Annotated in this window: 13 protein-coding genes; 3 read left to right on the top strand and 10 right to left on the bottom strand. The window is 64.5% G+C overall.

Translation table 11 applies throughout. The features are described 5' to 3' along the window. A complete protein-coding gene (locus tag KY572_RS34825) occupies positions 1-1,305 on the bottom strand; it encodes an AHH domain-containing protein (RefSeq protein WP_224247987.1) in 1,305 nt (434 codons plus the stop codon). Between the two features lie 162 nt (positions 1,306-1,467). Continuing rightward, positions 1,468-2,958, bottom strand: coding sequence for a serine/threonine protein kinase (locus KY572_RS34820; RefSeq protein ID WP_224247986.1), 1,491 nt, complete (start codon positions 2,956-2,958; stop codon positions 1,468-1,470). Positions 2,959-3,483: 525 nt separating this feature from the next. On the opposite strand from KY572_RS34820, the gene KY572_RS34815 reads away from it, so the two are divergent. From KY572_RS34815 to KY572_RS34805, 3 genes are read left to right on the top strand one after another with little or no spacing between them, the layout of a single operon-like run. Continuing rightward, complete coding sequence (locus KY572_RS34815) at positions 3,484-4,689, top strand: dsDNA nuclease domain-containing protein (RefSeq protein ID WP_224247985.1); 1,206 nt, start codon at positions 3,484-3,486, stop codon at positions 4,687-4,689. Then, positions 4,686-5,165, top strand: coding sequence for a hypothetical protein (locus KY572_RS34810; protein WP_224247984.1), 480 nt, complete (start codon positions 4,686-4,688; stop codon positions 5,163-5,165). Before KY572_RS34815 ends, KY572_RS34810 begins: the two co-directional genes overlap by 4 nt. Further along, positions 5,162-6,955 carry a hypothetical protein gene (locus tag KY572_RS34805; RefSeq protein ID WP_224247983.1) on the top strand — a complete coding sequence of 598 codons (1,794 nt, stop codon included), beginning with the start codon at positions 5,162-5,164 and terminating at the stop codon, positions 6,953-6,955. The genes KY572_RS34810 and KY572_RS34805 overlap by 4 nt, the downstream gene beginning before the upstream one ends. Before the next feature lie 111 nt (positions 6,956-7,066). On the opposite strand, the gene gabT is transcribed toward KY572_RS34805, so the two are convergent. The 8 genes from gabT to KY572_RS34765 all read right to left on the bottom strand — a co-directional run bounded on the left by gabT (position 7,067) and on the right by KY572_RS34765 (position 16,609). Further along, positions 7,067-8,335 carry a 4-aminobutyrate--2-oxoglutarate transaminase gene (gene gabT / locus KY572_RS34800; RefSeq protein WP_224247982.1) on the bottom strand — a complete coding sequence of 423 codons (1,269 nt, stop codon included), beginning with the start codon at positions 8,333-8,335 and terminating at the stop codon, positions 7,067-7,069. Between the two features lie 36 nt (positions 8,336-8,371). Next, entirely contained in the window at positions 8,372-9,796 is a 1,425-nt protein-coding gene (locus tag KY572_RS34795; protein WP_224247981.1) for a gamma-aminobutyraldehyde dehydrogenase, read from the bottom strand. A gap of 51 nt (positions 9,797-9,847) precedes the next feature. Next, positions 9,848-10,660 (bottom strand): ABC transporter permease, encoded by an 813-nt coding sequence (locus tag KY572_RS34790; protein WP_224247980.1) that lies wholly within the window; start codon positions 10,658-10,660, stop codon positions 9,848-9,850. Beyond that, positions 10,650-11,546: an ABC transporter permease gene (locus tag KY572_RS34785; protein ID WP_224247979.1), complete on the bottom strand. Its 897-nt coding sequence runs from the start codon at positions 11,544-11,546 to the stop codon at positions 10,650-10,652. The genes KY572_RS34790 and KY572_RS34785 overlap by 11 nt, the downstream gene beginning before the upstream one ends. 32 nt (positions 11,547-11,578) lie before the next feature. Further along, complete coding sequence (locus KY572_RS34780) at positions 11,579-12,604, bottom strand: ABC transporter ATP-binding protein (protein WP_224247978.1); 1,026 nt, start codon at positions 12,602-12,604, stop codon at positions 11,579-11,581. Positions 12,605-12,609: 5 nt separating this feature from the next. Then, positions 12,610-13,758: an ABC transporter substrate-binding protein gene (locus tag KY572_RS34775; protein WP_224247977.1), complete on the bottom strand. Its 1,149-nt coding sequence runs from the start codon at positions 13,756-13,758 to the stop codon at positions 12,610-12,612. A 143-nt stretch (positions 13,759-13,901) separates the two neighbouring features. After that, positions 13,902-16,070: a putative metal-binding motif-containing protein gene (locus tag KY572_RS34770; protein ID WP_224247976.1), complete on the bottom strand. Its 2,169-nt coding sequence runs from the start codon at positions 16,068-16,070 to the stop codon at positions 13,902-13,904. Positions 16,071-16,156: 86 nt separating this feature from the next. Continuing rightward, complete coding sequence (locus KY572_RS34765) at positions 16,157-16,609, bottom strand: MaoC family dehydratase (RefSeq protein ID WP_224248025.1); 453 nt, start codon at positions 16,607-16,609, stop codon at positions 16,157-16,159. Positions 16,610-16,619 lie beyond the last annotated feature (10 nt).

Raw genomic sequence — 16,619 nt, 5'->3', positions numbered from 1 at the left:
TCAGCGAGAGGCCTTCTGCGTCAGAAGTCGATGGAGGTATGAGCCGGTAGTGCAGGTCTTGCTCGCGAGCTCAGCGAGAGCTTCTGTCAGCCTGAGCCTGCAGTGCGAAACGCCCTTGCAGTCACGCACTGCATCCAGCAGTCGGTCGTAGACCTCCGCGTGATACTCCTCGGGGTGGGGACCTCGATGGCTCGCGAGATAGACACGGTTCGCAGGATCATCCAGCCCCATGCCGGCCTTGGCGAAGATCTGCTGGAACAAGGGAGTCCAGGGACCGCCTCGCGTCGCGGAGAGCTCGTTCTTGTTGGTGGCCAGGTGGTGCCACTGATAGCCCTCCCTCTTCTGAGAGCCGTCGGTGCAGGCGCTGCTCATGGAAGAACCCACAGTGCCCAGAACCGCACCCGCGAGGACGATGGTGCCATCCGCGACGATGTGAGCCGCGGACGCCGAGTGGAAAGAGCCTCCCCCTGCCATGGCGTAACGCGGCGGGCCCAAGAGCGCCCCCAGCCCCCCGGAGGGCACGTTGGGCAACCCCTTGGCGACACCAAAGCTGGCCACGGCGACCACCACACGCAGTGCCGTACCCCCCAGCGCTCGGCCAAACCGCTCGGCAATGGCCTCCAGTTCCCTCCGCGTCCTGGCGGCCTGGGCATCTCGGTACAGTTGCAGGCAGGCCAGCGCCACGTTGCGTAACTCCACCAGTCCCACGAGCAGCGCCAGCCGCGCTGTCAGCGTGGCGGCGAAGGCCTTGGAGAACAGGGGCTCGGGCAGAGTCCAGGCGGCGAAGTACACCAGCACCGAGAGGGCGACGCTGGCCAGGAACACGGGTGAGCGGAACATCTGCTGAGCCGCCTCACGAATGCCCGGCCCCATGTAGCGAGGAGAGAGCCTGAGGGCCATGAACAAGGGGCTGTGCTGAATGGAGCCCGGCAGGGGCAGCCGAGAGGTGCCGTAGTGCTTGAGGAACTCGGCGCGCAGCCTCGCCTCCCAAGGAGCAGGGGCGCCGGTAGATGAGGCTCTGGCTGGGAGCACTTGAAGCGCTTCGGACTCCGGGAAGGAACGCGCGAAGGCAGCGAGCACGGCCTGGGCCTCTTCCGCGCTCATCATCTCCGGGTAGAACCGCGGAGGTAGAGGCTCGAAGTCAAGCTGGAGCTGGTCCTCGGACAGCCAGGTCGGGACGACCTTCGCCATCCCCGAGTCGTGCTGTCCTCTCTCGGCCATGGCGCTCTGGGCCGTGGCACACGAGGCGGGAAGCGCCAGCGGCAAGATGAGCAGCAGGCGCAGAAAGCGAGTGGCGCTCTTCATGAACCGTCATCATGCCTCGACAGCCAGGCAGAATCGAAGGAGCGGAGTTGCTGGCTCCGACGTCGCTGGGACTGCCTATCGAAGCTCGCCTCCGAGTCCAGCTCCGCCATCGCCCCCCAGTGTCTCCTGCCCCGCACGTGAGCCTCCTGGAGCGGCAACGCCTTACTGTGGGTGGGACGTCGACGGGCGCCGCGGGGGATACGAGGGCAGGTAGCAAGCTCCCTTCCATTCATACGCATCATCGCGGCATGGCAGTTTGGCAGCTGCCAGGCGGTACCAGCACCCGCCGCGAACCACCTCCTCGCCATTCCTGTCACAGGGGGGCGTGCGCTGACCGGGGAACGGTTTCTCCGGCATCGACAGCCCGATCCCCGCTCTCCTCTCCTCCACAACCATGGGAGCCAGCGTCGTCGCGGAGAGGGAGCTCGCAGCGTCGCCCACTGCGACCGAATTCCCCTGCTGGGAAGCTCTCCTCGAGCCGTCTGGCATCAGCGCGGGGGCTCGATACAGGCCGGCCACGGTGAGCACCGCGAGCACCAACCCCAGCATCCCCACCGCCGCTTCCGCTCCCCACACCTGGACGCTGCGCTCAGCCCAAGGCTTCTCTCGGGGGGCCTCGCTTCGCGGCCGCTCCAGCTGCTCGCGAGCGGCGGCGTCCCGCACCTCGGCCCGATGCACGGCCCCTGGAGAGCGCCACCGCGGGCGTTGCTCGGGCCCCCAGCGGAACAGCGGCTCATCCGCCTCCGCCCCCAGGCTTCGCTCCGCCTGCTCCAGCGCCTCGGCCACTGCTCCCGCCTGGCCCTCGAATCTCTCCTCGGGCGCCACCGCCATCAGTCTCTGGATGAGCGCCTCCAGCTCCACGCTCACCTGGGGGTTGAGCTCTCTCGCAGGCCGTGGCCCAGGCCCTCCCTCCCGCCAGGGCTCCGTGCTTTCCGGCTCGGAGTCCGTCCCCGCCGGGTACTCGTCCGTCACCAACCGGTACGCCGTCACTCCCAGCGCGAACAGGTCATCACACGCGCTGGCCGGGTAGTGCGCCGTCGGGTGACGCAAAAACGCTCTCAGGAAGGCCCACGCCTCGGGGCTGCGGTAGCCTCGCGTCCCCGGCGGCAGCAGCTTCGTGGTCAGCGTCTCGGCCCCTCGGTAGTGCCCCGCTCCGAAGTCCGTGAGGAACACTCTCCCGTCCCCCGGCCTCACCAGCACGTTCTCCCCCTTCACGTCTCGGTGCACCCCTCCCACCCCATGCGTGGCCTCCAACGCTCGGGCCACCTGCGAAAGCACTCCCAGGCACTGGCGGGAAGTCGGGTTGCGCTCCCGCGCCCACTCGTACAGCGGCTCTCCTTCCACCCACTCCATCACGAGGTAGGGAAAGGCTCCCTGCGGGTGCTCCCACACGCCTTGCTCCTCCAACCGAGGCACGTGCCGGCTGTGGATGCGCCTCAGCAGCCACGCCTCCCTCCCGAACCGCTTGTCCCCGGCATGGATGGCCAGCTTGAGCGCATAGGCCCTGCCCGTCTCACCCCTCGCACGCTCCACCCGGTACAGCGTCCCTGAGGCCCCTCGCCCTCTCCAGGCCACCACCCGCCACGTCCCCACTCTCATCCCCACAGGCAGGCAGAGCGGATCCACCTCCAGCAAGGCTCGCTTCGTCCCCATGCGCCTTCTCCAGTGCGGAGCGGATACCACCACTCGCTCCCCTACCCTACCTCATGGGTCTCCTGGTGGCTTTCAGCTTGAGCAGATCACATCCATCGGATGCCATCAGGTATGCTAGCCCCGGCATCGGCCTCCACACTGGACTCAGACCGACACGTCCAACCCGAACGTCCTATGCAGCAGCCTGGCCTAGAGCACTCACGGCGTCGGCTCCTTTTCTGATCGTTGCCGGGGAGTTCGTCGACTCCTCCTCGCTGCTGTCCTCGCTGGCTCGCTCGCCTCTTCCAGCTTCGTTTCTGCCCTACTTGGAGGAACTCCGATCCAAGCCCCTTCCTCGCACTCAACAGGCTCCCCGCACCTCCGATGCATCACGCCGCCTCGCGAGATCCCCTGTTGGGTAGCGACACGTCTTGCACGGACCCTTGCTCCCAGGCAATCATGAGCGTGCGTTGAATTTCAGTGGAGTGCATCTCCGCTCAGTCCCCCAGTCTCCAGAGGCGATCGCCAGAAGCACACAGTGAACCAATGGGTCCTCCTCCCCCAAAGAAAATTGGCGAGATACCTCCACGAGAGCAGGTGGGCGCCGTCACTGGGAGCCTTTACGAGTTCCAGTACCAACAAGCCGCAGGAGCCTGCTTGACCATTCTGGAAGACGCAGACACACATTGCGTCTTTTGCGAATGGCATGACGACTACGTCGTAGAACGAAAAACAACGGCTTGCGATCTCTACGCATTTCATCAAGTAAAAACCCGCGCGGCATCACAAGGGCCGTGGAAAATGCGTCAACTGTTTGGGCTCGGCAGTCCAAAGGGCGGAAAGACCAAAACAATTCCTCCGGCCCACAGCGACAGCATCATTGCGAAGCTCCTTGTGCACCAAGAAAACTTCAGCGCATCATGCCGCAAGGCTGTCTTTGTAACAAACGCAGGAGTTGATCAGGAAGTCAAAGACTTCACTGAGAGTATCCACAAAACAGCCCACCGCAGTGGCCTTACCGGTGAGTCTCTGAAGTGGTTCGACGAGATAACCAAAGCCTTTGCGCAGACTTTTTCGAACATAACTCCCGATCGAATTTTTGAATTCCTAAAAATTTTGCACATCGAATCGGAAGTAGGCAGCACCGCAGAACTCGATCTGAACTACTTCAAAATAGCCAAGAGAATTCTCAACCTCAGCGAGATCGACCTTAAGATTTCAGAGGCAATCAGTATCGGACAAGAATTGGTTGACGTCGTCAGACGCAAGTCTCACATGACGATCAACTCCATACCGGTTGCAGAGGACCTTCTTCGCGCTACTAAAGGGGTTACAGAAGATGATGTTCTGGAAGTCTTGACTTTGTCTCCAGACGCATATCGAGAACTTAAAAAGAATGGCGGAGACAAAGCGCTTCTAACACTATCCAGGCTGCATCGATTATGCAGGCGCAGCGGTGTATCCGAAACCTTGATAATGAGGTTCTGCCAGCTAAAGTCCGACTGGGACATATGGTTCCGGAGCGCACAGCACGAGGGAGATCCCGTTGAATTCTTGAGCCTGAGGGCCGAATGCCAGCGCTTACTGGAAGCACATGTTGCTCGCCAGATTGACTTTACCGATCTTGGCAAGTCAGCAACAGAGCTTGCAAACCAGTTTAGCTCCAGGCTTTCGACATCAGTGCCACTCTCTAACGCTCTCGTCCTAGGGTACATACTTGCGCTTGCCGCAGAAACAGGATCAAAGCTATGAATCCATTCGACGAACTCATCGCTGAAGCAGCAAGCGCAAATGTGCAGTTAACCTTCTCAAGCGAGCGGCGTCAGACGAAGAGAGCCCTTTCTCCTGCTGAAATCGTTTTTCATACTCCCATTATCGCCCTCACTCTTCTAGCGGTCGCCTTCTCCGAAGAGAGATTTTACACAGGTGAACTGAGCCGGTGGGCAGGAAATATGCTTGCTCAACTTTGTTACGGCTCAACTAAACCTGCTCACAATCTTGAGTGGTCTCTACTGTTGCATGCCAGGTGCGCCGAGGCTCTCGTCTTTCTTGAGAGCGTAGGCTTCGTAGTAGTGACCGGCGACACTAAGAGAGAAATCGTTGCCACACCGGTTGGGAGAGCTTTTGTGCGGAATGGCACAAAAGGAGCAAATGCTTTTGGGCAATTATTGCGCGATCTACTTAGAGCACACTCCTTCGTTCGTGCCAGAGGACTCTCCCTGCTATGAATCCTCTCCTAAAGTCCCTTCGCTTCCAGGCTCGACGAGGGGCACAGTGGATTTCGACCGACTTCCGCTTTGGGACGAACCTCACCGTCCTTCATGGCCCTAATGGTTCGGGCAAGACACCTGTCATCAAGGGCATTGTCTACGCGCTAGGATACCCGATTGAATTGACCCCCGAGGTTCGAGCCAGTTTCGAAAGCATCGAGGTTGTTGTTTCCCGGGATGCAGAAGACTACTCAATAAAAAGGATTGTTGATTCAGAATTCGAAATCGTAGTCTCGAAGGCTGGGTCGAAATCGATTCGATTTGAAAAAGAACGTGACTTCACTAAGTGGTTTCTTGAGCTGCTTGCCATTCCTTTGACGAAACTTACTGACAGAGGAGGCAACGAGACCATTCCTTATGTAAGCGTCCTAATTCCAGGTCTATACGTTGATCAGGACTTAGGCTGGCGCAGCCTGTATGCACCTGCCAAGACAAAGAACTTCATAAAGGATCAAGAGCAAGAGGTTCTCCGAATCCTGCTGGGCGTGCCCGCGAAGAACCCCTACAGAAACGTCCAAGACTTCGCCGAGGCCAAGAGCTCGTTTGACCTGACATCCGAACGCATCTCTTCGCAGCAACGCCTTCTTGAAAAACAGAGAGCCGATTTGGGCGGCGGATTGCCTGATGCTGCTTCGCTTGAGTCCAGAAAAACCCAACTAACGACCGAACTCCAGGGTTATAAGTCTGGAGTAGAAGTAGTTCGCCAAAAGACTGGCAATCTCGATGCTCCTATCGAAGAACAGAGCAGACTCTGTGAGCGCCTACGGTTTGAACTGTCGGCGCTTGAGGGCAAGCGGAAGCGGCTTGCAGTAGCATCAAATGAAATTGCCTCAGAGACACAACTAGTATGGCTTAACGCTGTTGCTGCCGACGCTTTTCGCGCTTTCTGCGGGAAAGAACACTGCGGGCTTTTTAAGGGGTCCGAAGAATCCTTTGGGAACCGTCTCTTGTATCTCCGGGATCAAATTAAGGATATCGAGAGTTCTTCAGCCAGCATAGAGATCGAGATCCAGAACCACAAGGCGCGCCTGACCGAAGCAGAAGCCAAGCTAAAGGAACTAAGCAATGCAAAGGAAGCTGCTGCCAAAGCGTCTGGAGTTGATGCCGTACTAAGATCCATCGAGATACTTACAAAAGAGCTTGCTGAGGTCTCCCTCCGCCTGGAGAAGAGAAAGGCGCTGGATGCCGAGGAACGAACGCTTGACCGAATGATTGAGCAGCGAGAGCAAATCAGAGTGCGTGTCGATGAACTCAAGCCTGGACGCCGTGCACGCGCAGACTCAACCGCTGACATCCGAGGCAAACTACGGGAGAACCTCCATCGTTGGCTCTCAACACTGGGCACACAGAATCTGGCAGAGCCTATCATTCTCGATGAAGAATTTCGCCTCTTCTTCGATAAGGACAGGTTTACAGAAACGTCGTTCCAAAGTGGCAGCACTCGCACAAGGATCGTTCTCGCGTTTCATGCCGCCCTGCTTGAAACATCGATTCAAGAAGGGGGAAACCATCCGGGAATCCTGATCTTTGATGCGCCTCGTCAGCATGAGTTGGACGGAAAGCACCTTGCGGCGTACCTAAAAGCGCTCAAGAAGCTTTCTCTTCAAAGCGATGGGCGAGCTCAAGTTGTGCTTTCTGTTTCTGATCTTCCTGTCAAGCTGGATCATGGAGATGCAGTCTGGAGGCCAGGCTTTGACTCCCCAACAGGTCCTCGCTACTTTGGCAGCGATAAGAGCAAGCAGAACTAGTTGGCACATCAAGTCCCCATAACTTCCTTACGCTGCCTGCTGCCTCGGTTGTCCTCCCGTGGCACTCATCATTGTTCTGATTAACCCTCTAGGCTGGACCGACTCCCTCCCCTACGCCGTCAGCACCGCCTCGAGAACACCGAGCCCTTCGTTGAACAGCGCCTCGGGGATCGTGAGCGGGAACAGGAAGCGGATCACGTTGGCGTAGACGCCGCACGTCAGCAGCATCAGCCCCTTCTCCAGCGCCTTTGCCTGCACCGCGCGCGCGAAGTCCGGATCCGGCGTGTGGCCTCCCGGCTGGCAGAACTCCACCGCCAGCATCGCCCCCAGCCCGCGCACCTCAGCCATCCTGGGCACCCGGGCCCGTAGCCCCTCCAGCCGTCCGCGCATCACCTCGCCCAGCTGGTGGGCCCGCTTCACCAGGCCCTCCTCTTCAATCACATCCAGCACCGCGTGGGCCGCCGCGATCGACAGCGGGTTGCCCGCGTACGTGCCTCCCAGCCCTCCCGGCGCCGGCGCGTCCATCACCTCCGCCCGGCCCGTCACCGCCGACAGCGGGAAGCCTCCCGCCAGCGACTTCGCCGTGGTCATCAGGTCCGGCGCCACGTCGTAGTGCTCCATCGCGAACCACTTCCCCGTCCGCGCGAAGCCCGTCTGGATCTCATCGGCGATCAGCAGGATGCCGTGCTCGTCGCACACCCTCCTGAGCCCCCGCATCAGCTCCGGAGGCGCCACGTAGAAGCCACCCTCCCCTTGCACCGGCTCGATGAGGATGGCCGCCACCCGCTTCGGATCCACGTCCGCCTTGAAGAGCAGCTGCAGCGCCTTGAGCGAGTCCTCCACGCTCACCCCGTGCAGCGCCGTCGGGAAGGGCACGTGGTACACCTCCGCCGGGAACGGCCCGAAGCCCGTCTTGTACGGCACCACCTTCCCCGTCAGCGCCATGCCCATCATCGTCCGCCCGTGGAACGCCCCGCTGAAGGCGATCACCCCGGTGCGGCCCGTGGCGGCTCGCGCGATCTTCACCGCGTTCTCGATCGCCTCGGCCCCCGTCGAGAAGAACGTCGTCTTCTTCGGGAACGCCCCCGGCGCCAGCTTGTTCAGCCGCTCGGCCAGCGCCACGTACCCCTCGTAGGGCACCACCTGGTAGGCGCTGTGCGTGAAGGCCTCCAGCTGCGCCTTCACCGCGTCGATCACCCTCGGGTGCCGGTGCCCCGTGTTCAGCACCGCGATGCCTCCCGCGAAGTCGATGTAGCGCCGGCCCTCCACGTCCCACAACTCGCTGTTCTCCGCTCGCGCCACGAAGAATGGCGCCATCACCCCCACCCCTCTCGGCGTGGCGGCCTCCTTGCGTCGCTGCAGGCTGGCGTTGTCCTTCATCTCTCGCTCCTTCGCAGGTTCCCTGGGGCCGGCTCGCTAGTACTTCACCATCACGTGGCGCACCGCCGTGTAGTCCTCGAGCGCGTACATGGACAGATCCTTCCCGTAGCCCGAGCGCTTCATGCCGCCGTGCGGCATCTCGCTCACCAGCATGAAGTGCGAGTTGATCCACGTGCACCCGTACTGGAGCTCCGCCGCCACCTTCATCGCCTTGCCGATGTCCTGGGTCCACACCGAGCTGGCCAGGCCGTAGTCCGAGTCGTTCGCCCACGCGATCGCCAGCTCCGGATCCTCGAAGCGCGTCACCGACACCACCGGGCCGAACACCTCGCGCCGGACGATCTCGTCGTCCTGCCGGGCCCCCGCCACCACCGTGGGCGTGAAGAAGAAGCCCTTGCCCCCCGGCTGCTTGCCGCCCGTGGTGATCTCGATGTGCTTCTGCTCCGAGGCCCGCTGCACGAAGCCCGCCACCCGCTGCAGCTGCTTCTCGGAGATGAGCGGCCCCATCTCCACCCCCTCCTCCTGCTGCGTGCCCACCTTGATGGACGACACCGCGCTGCTCAGGTCCGCCACCAGCCTGTCATACACCTTGGCCCCCGCGTAGATGCGGCACGCCGCCGTGCAGTCCTGCCCCGCGTTGTAGAAGCCGAACGTCCGGATGCCAGACACCACGCTCTGCAGGTCCGCGTCGTCGAAGACGATGACCGGCGCCTTGCCGCCCAGCTCCAGGTGCGTCCGCTTCACGCTCTGCGAGGCCGCCTGGAGCACCTTGGAGCCCGTGCCCACGTCGCCCGTGAGCGAGATCATCCGCACCTGCGGCTGGTTGATGAGCGGCGCGCCCACCGTCTCGCCCCGCCCCGTCACGATGTTGATGACTCCGGGCGGGAAGATGCCGGCAATGAGCTCGGCCAGCTTCAGCGTGGTGAGCGGCGTCTGCTCGGAGGGCTTGAGCACCACCGTGTTGCCCGCCGCCACCGCCGGCCCCAGCTTCCACGCCGCCATCATCAGCGGGTAGTTCCACGGCGCGATGGAGGCCACCACGCCCAGCGGATCCCTGCGGATCATGCTGGTGTAGCCCGCGGCGTACTCGCCGGTGGCCGTGCCCGTCATGCACCGCGCCGCGCCCGCGAAGAAGCGGAACACGTCCGCGATGGCGGGGATCTCGTCATTGAGCGCCAGGGCGTACGGCTTGCCCGTGTTGCGGGACTCCAGCCGCGCCAGCTCCGCCCCCTTCGCCTCGATGGCGTCCGCCAGCTTGAGCAGCGCCGTGGCGCGATCCTTCGGCGGGGTGCGCGACCAGCCCGGGAAGGCCTTCTCCGCCGCCTTCACCGCCGCCTGGATCTGCGCTGGCGAGGCCTCGGGGACCTTGGCCAGCACCTCGCCGGTGGCCGGATCCAGCACGTTCTCCACCGCGCCCTCGCCTGCCACGAACTGCCCGTCGATGAACTGCTTGCCATCCATGGGGGTCGTCTCCTTGTCCTGTGGAGGGGCGCGAGGGCCACCTCGGTTGCGTCACTTACTGCTGCCGGCCACCTGCTCGGTGCCTCGGGTGAGGCGCCAGGCCAGCAAGAGCGGAACGGCGGTGATGACCATCACCACCAGGGCCACCACGTTCGTCACCGGCACGTCTCGCGGCCGGCCCAATTGGTTGAGCATCCAGATGGGCAGCGTCCGCTCGTGGCCGGCGGTGAAGGTGGTGACGATGATCTCGTCGAAGCTGAGCGCGAAGGCCAGGATGCCGCCCGCCAGCAGGGCCGTGGCCATCTGCGGCAGCAGCACGTGGCGGAACGTCCTCAGCCCGTCCGCCCCCAGGTCCATGGAGGCCTCCACCAGCGAGTACGGCATGCGGCGCAGGCGGGCGACGACGTTGTTGTAGACGACCACCAGGCAGAACGTGGCGTGGCCGGCGGCGATCGTCCAGAAGCTCAGCGGCACGTCCGCCAGCTTGAAGGCGGACAAGAGCGAGATGCCGGTGATGATGCCCGGCAGCGCGATGGGCAGCGCGAACATGAGCGTGAGCGCCTCGCGGCCCAGGAACTGCCGCCGGGCGAGCACCAGCGCCGCCAGCGTGCCCAGCACCAGGGCCAGCGCCGTGGCCGCCACCGCCACCTTCAGGGACAGGCCCAGCGCCTCGAGCACGTCCTCGCGCTCGGAGGCCACCTGGAACCAGCGCAGGGTGAAGCCCTTGAGCGGGAAGGTGAACGCGCTCTCCTCCGTGTTGAAGGCGTAGACGCACACCACCACGATGGGGAAGTGCAGGAACACCAGCCCGCCCCAGGCCAGCAGCTTCAGCCACCAGGGCGCGCGCGGACCGTCAGAGCGCATCGAAGGCCCCCAGTCTCCGGGCGATGGCCAGGTATGCGCCCACGATGAGGATGGGCACCACCGTGAAGGCCGCCGCCATGGGCAGGTTCCCGATGGAGCCCTGCTGTGTGTACACCATGGTGCCGATGAAGAGCCCCGGCGGCCCCACCAGCTGCGGGATGATGTAGTCGCCCAGCGTCAGCGAGAAGGTGAAGATGGAGCCCGCCACCACGCCCGGGAAGGACAGCGGGAGGATGACGGTGCGGAACGTCTGCGCCGGCCGGGCGCCCAGGTCCGCGGAGGCCTGGAGGAGCTGCGGCGGCACCCGCTCGATGGAGGCCTGGATGGGCAGGATCATGAACGGCAGCCACACGTAGGTGAACACCAGGAAGCGCCCGATGTTCGACGTGGAGAGCGAGGTGCCGCCCACGTAGGGCAGCTCCAGCACCCACTCCAGCGCCCCCGTCAGCCCCAGCTTGCCGATGAACCAGTAGAGGATGCCGCCCTTGGTGAGGATCACCGTCCAGGCGTACGCCTTGACGATGTAGCTGGCCCACATGGGCAGCATGATGGCCACGTAGAACAGGCCCTTGCGCAGCCCCTCCGTGTAGCGCGCCACGTAGTAGGCGATGGGGAAGGCCACCACCGCCGAGGCCACCGTCACCGCGGCGGCCATGCCCACCGTGCGCAGGACGATGTCCGCGTTCGCATCGTCCAGGAGCGCCGTGTAGTTGATCCACGTCAGCTCCGGGGTGACCTCCATGGTGAAGTCATCGAAGGTGTAGAAGCTCTGGGCCAGCAGCGCCAGCAGCGAGCCCAGGTACACCACCCCGAACCACAGCAGCGGCGGCGTGAGCAGCAGGAGCAGCCGCAGCGTGCTCCGGCGGTAGAGCAGATTGGAGATCAACCGCCCTACTCCTGCGCTCGCCGTCGCCATGCTCATGCCCCCGGCTCCAGCTCGACCATGGCCTGGCGGGACCAGGCCAGCCGCACCGCCTCGCCGGGCGCGGGCCGCACCGCCTCGTCCTCGCCGTTGGGCACGTTGACGCTGATCATCGGGCCCCCGGGCACCTCCACCGCGTAGCGGCTGGTGGCCCCGTGGTACTGCACGTCCACCAGCCTGCCCTCCACGCTCAGGCGGTCGGCCTCCGCGGGGCTCGCGGCGTCGATGAAGCGGATGTGCTCCGGCCTCACGGAGAACGGCCGCTCCGAGCCGATGAGCCGGCGCGCCAGTTCGCCCTCCACCACGTTCGAGGTGCCCACGAAGCGGGCGACGAACACCGTACGGGGCTTCGTGTAGAGCCCCTTCGGCGTGTCCACCTGCTCGATCTTCCCCTGGTTGAAGACGGCCACCCGGTCCGACATGGAGAGCGCCTCTCCCTGATCGTGGGTGACGTAGATGAAGGTGATGCCCAGCCGGCGCTGCAGGGACTTGAGCTCCGTCTGCATCTGCTCGCGCAGCCGCAGGTCCAGCGCGCCCAGCGGCTCGTCCAGCAGCAGCACCCGCGGCTTGTTGATGATGGCCCGAGCCAGGGCCACGCGCTGGCGCTGGCCTCCGGACAGCTCGCCGGGGCGGCGCTGCCCGTAGCCCTTGAGCGCCACGAGCTCCAACGCGGCCTCGGCCTCCTCATGGCGCTTCTTCTTGTCCACCCCCTTCACCATCAGCCCATAGGCCACGTTGTCGCGCACGCTCATGTGCGGGAACAGCGCGTAGTCCTGGAAGACGGTGTTGACGTCCCGCTCGTAGGGCGGCACGCCGGCGGCCTCCTTGCCGTGGAGCAGGAGGCTGCCGGAGGTGGGCTGCTCGAAGCCGGCGATGAGGCGCAGGCACGTCGTCTTGCCCGAGCCCGAGGGCCCGAGCAGGGAGAAGAACTCCCCGTCCTGGATGGACAGGGAGACCTCCGCCACGGCCCGGACGGCGCCGTAGTGCCGGCTGATCTGCTTGAGCTCGACGGCGGCCGTCACGTCGCTCAGCGCCCGCCCATCACGGCGATGTAGTCCTGCGTCCACTTGCTGTAAGGCACGCATGTTCCCTGGCTAGCGCATTTGGCGATGGGCGTCTTCCAGAACCGGACCTCGGTGAAGCGCTCGAAGCCATTTGTCTTGCAGACGTCGGTCCCCCCCGGCGCCGGGGTCTTGCAGGCGTCGGGCACCACGGGGTTGGAGCCGAACCACTCGGCCAGCGCGGACTGGAGGTTCTTGTTGAGCGACCACTCCATCCACTTGTACGCGCACACCGGGTTCTTCGCGGCCGAGTGCAGCATGGTGGTGTCCGCCCAGCCGGTGGAGCCCTCGGTGGGGATGGTGGAGGCGATGGGCTGCTTCTCGTTCTTCAGGGCGTTGACCTGGTAGGGCCACGCGCTCGAGGCGGCGACGCCCTCGTTCTTGAAGTCGTTCATCTGCACGGTGACGTCGTGCCAGTAGCGGTGGGTGAGCTGCTTCTGCTGGCGCAGCAGCTTGAGCGCCTCCGCGTACTGCTTCTCGTTGAGCTCGTAGGGGTCCTTGATGCCCAGCTCCGGCTGCTTCTTCATCAGGTAGAGCGCGGCGTCGGCCACGTAGATGGGGCCGTCATAGGCCTGAACGCGGCCCTTGTTGGGCTTGCCGTCCGGCAGGTTCTGCGGCTCGAAGACGACGGACCACGAGGTGGGCGGCGTCTTGAAGACGTTGGTGTTGTACATCAGCACGTTGGGGCCCCACTGGTAGGGCACGCCGTAGTGCTTGCCGTCCACGGTGTGCCAGGGCGAGTTCTTCAGGCGCTCGTCCACCGTCTTCCACGAGGGGATGAGGTCCAGGTTCACCTCCTGCACCTTCTTGCCGTGGACGAGGCGCAGGCTGGCGTCACCGGAGGCGGTCACCAGGTCATACCCGCCCTGGTTCATCAGGCTGACCATCTCGTCCGAGGTGGCGGCCGTCTTCACGTTGACCTTGCAGCCGGTGTCCTTCTCGAACTGGGTGACCCAGTCGTACTTCTTGTCCGTCTCACCGCGCTCGATGTAGCCCGGCCAGGCGATGATGTTCAGCTTGCCCTCGGGCTTGCCGAGCTCCTTGGGAGGAGCCGCCAGGGCATGTCCGGCGGCAGCAATCACCACACCTACGGCCAACGGCTTGAGGTTCCGCATCCGCGTCACTCCTTGGTTGGGGACGAGTCCACGCGGGTGTGGCGAACCTGGAGCGGGCCGCTCCCCCGTGGCGCCCGAGCGGACTCTAGAGGAAGGGCGCGGCCCGGCTCAATGGAATGAGGCGCTTCGGAGGGCCCTTTGTGTCACTCGAAGTGCACGACGATGCCGTTGCCCACCGCCCAGACGTCCTCGCGCGAGGTGGCCGCGATGTCCTTGAGGGCGCCGTTGGCGGTGAAGTGCTCCACCCAGCCCGCGACGGACGGTCGGCGGATCTTGCCATCCTGGCTGGCGATGTACGCCGAGGCGGCATCCGGCGCGGAGATGCTGTTCAGATCCACCTGCATGTTGGGGTTGGGGCTGATGAAGCGCCAGGTGGTGCCTCCATCCCAGGCCAGGAAGTTTCCCCTCCTGCCCACGGCATAGGCGTGGGTGCTGTCCCACGCCCAGATGCCGTGCAGGCCGTAGAGGTTGGCCGCGGGAATCCCGCTCAGGTTGTGGGTGGTCCGGGTGTTCGTGGTCGTGTCGTAGCTGTCGACCTGTGGAAGGTCCGGGACGACGACGGTGGTCTCCCCGGCGATGAGGAGCTTGGAGGACGAGGCGCCGTGGATGTCCCAGAAGGGGTCCGTCCCGGTCCGGCGAAGCTTGAAGGCCGGCGGGCTGTTGTCCCCCGTCCAGGAGAAGACGTAGCCCTGGGCATTGACGACGTAGACCGTCGTCACGCCTCCCACTTCGACGCCCGTGATGCCCCTGAGAGGATGGCTCGACGTCGTTCCCCCGGTCGCGTTGCTGGTGTTCGCGGTGGTGCAGGAAGCCGCGTTGGCCGTGTACGTCGCCAGGTAGCCCCCGTCCCCCGCCAGGAACACGCTCCCATCCGACGGTCGCACCCAGGCCGCGAACCAGGTGATGTTGCCGCACGTCTGGTGGAACTCGGTGAAGTTCCCCGTGTTGGAGCTGGCACGGTAGGCCAGTGCCCCGGCCCCCCCGGCGATCCAGACAGGGGAGCCGCCCGCGCCCAGCGCGACGGTGTTCCAATCCCGAACGTGCGGCACGACGGGGCGGCCCAGCACCTTCCAGCCCTTGCCGTTGCAGACCAGGGCCTCGTCCGTCTTCCCGTCGGTGCAGTTGTTGTCCCGGTCGTCGCAGATCTCCTGTCCCTCCAGCTTGTTGTAGGGGTCCAGGTCGTCGCAGTCGGTGCGGTTGGCGACCTTCCCCATCGGAGCCCCCGCCGGGGGACAGACGTTCTCCGCGCCCGCGGTGGCCGAGCCCTGCAGGTCTCCGTCCAGGTCCGGGTAGTAGCTGACGGGAGGCAGCGCGTCGCAGCGTGTGCCATCCTTGGCTTCATTGCAGATGAACGTGCCCGGGCAGCCGCTGGTGGCGCAGGCCTGTCCCTTCTGCGTGAAGGTCTCGTCGGGGGCTCCCGAGCAGTTGTCGTCCTCCCCGTTGCACAGCTCGGTGGCGCCCGGCTTGATGTTGGCGTTGCCGTCATTGCAGTCGAAGGTGGGCGTCGCCGCCGTGTAGCCCGCCGGAGCCCGGCACTTGCGCACCATGTCCGCCTGGACGCCGAACTGATCTCCATCCGCGTCCCTGTGGAACGGGCTCGTTGGCAGCCCCTCATCCTTCTCGTTGTCGCAGTCGTTGTCGATGTCGTCGCACAGCTCGCTCTTGCCGGGCGTGCGCATGGGATCGCCGTCGTCGCAGTCCCCTCCGGCGAGGATGTGGCGAGGAGGCGCCACGCAGGCGCGCACGGGGTCTCCCCCACCGACGCCGTCGCCATCCTCATCGAGGAAGAAGTTCGAGACGGACAGCCCGTCGTCGATGCCGTTGCGACAGTCGTTGTCACGGCCATCGCACAGCTCCGAGGTCACCCCGGGGTGGATGTTCTTGTCGCTGTCGTCGCAGTCCGTGCCGCCCTGGGTGGTGGACACGTAGGTATCGCCATCCGCATCCGGCGCGGACAGGGTGACGTTCAGCTCCTTCACCCCCGCCTCGTTCAGGGTGAATTCCCGCTCCGTCCGAGCCACCTCCGCCCCGTCGCAGGTGCGCTCATGGGCGATGACGGTGATGACGAGCGTGCGTCCCCAGTCCGCGGCCCGGTACACGGCCAGCGTCACCTTATCCGGTGGAGCCCGCCCGGAGACCACGACATTGAGGGTCTCCGACTTCGCGGGAGCGTCCTTGTCATGGGCCTCCACGGTGATGCAGCCCGCCATGAAGTCATAGGTGGCCTCGACCCGGACGGCGGCCTCTTTGGGGCCGGGGGCGCTGCAGCCCGCGAGCCCGAGTGCCAGCAGGAAAAAGACGATGCGTCTCATGCGGGGCGGGAGTCTACCCGGCCCGCACGCCTTCTGCTCACGTCGGGTCACGCGAGCCCGTACGCCTCGAGAGGAAGCCCCGCGCGCTACGAGGCGGCGGGCTGGCGCCGCGCGAACAGGCCGGTGGCCACCTCGGTCATGACCACCTCGCCCTTCTGGTTGCGCACCTCCATCCGGAACTTGACGGCGCCCCGGTCCGGCTTGCTGCGCGAGGGCGTGACGGAGAGCACCTCGACGCGGACGGAGAGTGCATCCCCGGGCCGCACTGGAAGCAACCAGCGCAGCTCGTCCAGCCCCGGCGAGCCCATGCTGGAAGAGGTCCTCAGCAGGCCCTCCACGAACAGGCGATGCGAGATGGAGGCGGTGTGCCATCCGCTGGCAATGATGCCTCCGAACATGGAGCGACGGGCCGCCTCTTCATCCACGTGGAAGGGCTGCGGATCGAACTGGTGGGCGAACGCGATGATCTCCTCGCGCGGCACCACGTAGGAGCCCGTCTCGATCACCTCGCCGGGCTGGAAGTCCTCGAAATAGCGCATGCGGCGCGGA

The sequence above is a fragment of the Hyalangium gracile genome (genome assembly GCF_020103725.1).
GTDB classification, from domain to species: domain Bacteria; phylum Myxococcota; class Myxococcia; order Myxococcales; family Myxococcaceae; genus Hyalangium; species Hyalangium gracile.
This window is presented reverse-complemented; position numbering and strand designations above follow the sequence as displayed.

Bases quoted from the DNA above. Each gene is read 5' to 3' on its own strand.
- KY572_RS34795 (WP_224247981.1), bottom strand. From the start codon at position 9,796: ATGGATGGCAAGCAGTTCATCGACGGGCAGTTCGTGGCAGGCGAGGGC.
- KY572_RS34805 (WP_224247983.1), top strand. From the start codon at position 5,162: ATGAATCCTCTCCTAAAGTCCCTTCGCTTCCAGGCTCGACGAGGGGCA.
- KY572_RS34790 (WP_224247980.1), bottom strand. From the start codon at position 10,660: ATGCGCTCTGACGGTCCGCGCGCGCCCTGGTGGCTGAAGCTGCTGGCC.
- gabT (WP_224247982.1), bottom strand. From the start codon at position 8,335: ATGAAGGACAACGCCAGCCTGCAGCGACGCAAGGAGGCCGCCACGCCG.
- KY572_RS34765 (WP_224248025.1), bottom strand. From the start codon at position 16,609: ATGCGCTATTTCGAGGACTTCCAGCCCGGCGAGGTGATCGAGACGGGC.
- KY572_RS34815 (WP_224247985.1), top strand. From the start codon at position 3,484: ATGGGTCCTCCTCCCCCAAAGAAAATTGGCGAGATACCTCCACGAGAG.
- KY572_RS34820 (WP_224247986.1), bottom strand. From the start codon at position 2,958: ATGGGGACGAAGCGAGCCTTGCTGGAGGTGGATCCGCTCTGCCTGCCT.
- KY572_RS34775 (WP_224247977.1), bottom strand. From the start codon at position 13,758: ATGCGGAACCTCAAGCCGTTGGCCGTAGGTGTGGTGATTGCTGCCGCC.
- KY572_RS34825 (WP_224247987.1), bottom strand. From the start codon at position 1,305: ATGAAGAGCGCCACTCGCTTTCTGCGCCTGCTGCTCATCTTGCCGCTG.
- KY572_RS34770 (WP_224247976.1), bottom strand. From the start codon at position 16,070: ATGAGACGCATCGTCTTTTTCCTGCTGGCACTCGGGCTCGCGGGCTGC.
- KY572_RS34810 (WP_224247984.1), top strand. From the start codon at position 4,686: ATGAATCCATTCGACGAACTCATCGCTGAAGCAGCAAGCGCAAATGTG.